Annotated in this window: 1 protein-coding gene; it reads right to left on the bottom strand. The window is 54.3% G+C overall.

From position 1 onward, the window contains the following. Positions 1–18 precede the first annotated feature (18 nt). The gene (locus GJA_RS25455; RefSeq protein ID WP_038497996.1) at positions 19–846 is read right to left on the bottom strand and encodes an IS5 family transposase; all 828 of its coding nucleotides are present in this window, start codon (positions 844–846) and stop codon (positions 19–21) included. Positions 847–916 lie beyond the last annotated feature (70 nt).

The following is a 916-nucleotide window of genomic DNA, read 5'->3' as shown; positions in this document are numbered from 1 at the left end:
AAGAGACGGTTTAATAACTTAGCGGAAATTTAGTCGATGCAGCAGTAACGATCCCATGGCCAGGTAAATCATGTTTTCCGACACATCAATGCGCTGCTCATAGTCGCGCACCAAGCGCCGATAACGCATCAGCCATGCAAAGGTTCGCTCGACCACCCAGCGTCTTGGCTGAACAGCGAAACCTTGCTGCCCCTGCAGACGCCGCACTACTTCCACTGTAAAGTCGAGAAACGCGGCCTTGTCCATCAACTGTCTGCGGTCGTATGCCGCATCCCCAAACAGATGCTTTACCCAAGGCCAGCGTTTGATCAAGCCGTCGAGCACCATCTGGGCACCAGTGGAGTCGGCGATATCGGCTGGCGTCAGGTTCACCGCCAGCAAGCGACCATCCGTATCGACCGCAATATGGCGTTTACGACCGCTGAGTTTCTTGTTGGCGTCATAACCTCGCGTTCGCGCGCCTGGCGCTTTCACGCTCTGGCTATCGACAATGCCAGCACTTGGAAGCACCTCCCGTTCATTGCATAAGCGATCAAGCATCAGCGCCAAGTCATGGATGGTACGAAACAGCATGTGCCGCATCAGTCGTCGGAACCAGTAATAGACGGTCTGATAAGGAGGGAAATCATTGGGCAACATGCGCCACTCGCACCCGGAGCGCACCATGTAACGCAGCGCGTTGATCACTGCACGCAAATCCGTCTTGCGAGGTCTTCCCGTCTTCGCTTGCCTTGGTAACAGTGGCGCGATCAGCCGCCACTCGTCATCTTTTACATCCGTGGGGTAGCCACGTTTGAGCGCGGTTCTTACCTGCTGGTGCCGGCTTCGATTCTCTTGCGTCCACATCGTCAATCGCTCCAAAACATCAAAAATGATTGGACCCGAAAGTTGCTATGAAGTTTTTAAACCGTCACTT

The organism is Janthinobacterium agaricidamnosum NBRC 102515 = DSM 9628 (assembly GCF_000723165.1).
Classification (GTDB): Bacteria; Pseudomonadota; Gammaproteobacteria; order Burkholderiales; family Burkholderiaceae_D; genus Janthinobacterium; species Janthinobacterium agaricidamnosum.
The sequence above is the reverse complement of the archived record's forward strand: the minus strand, read 5'-3'. Positions and strand labels throughout refer to the sequence as shown.

Coding starts and splice junctions, on each gene's coding strand:
- GJA_RS25455 (WP_038497996.1), bottom strand. CDS start 846: ATGTGGACGCAAGAGAATCGAAGCCGGCACCAGCAGGTAAGAACCGCG.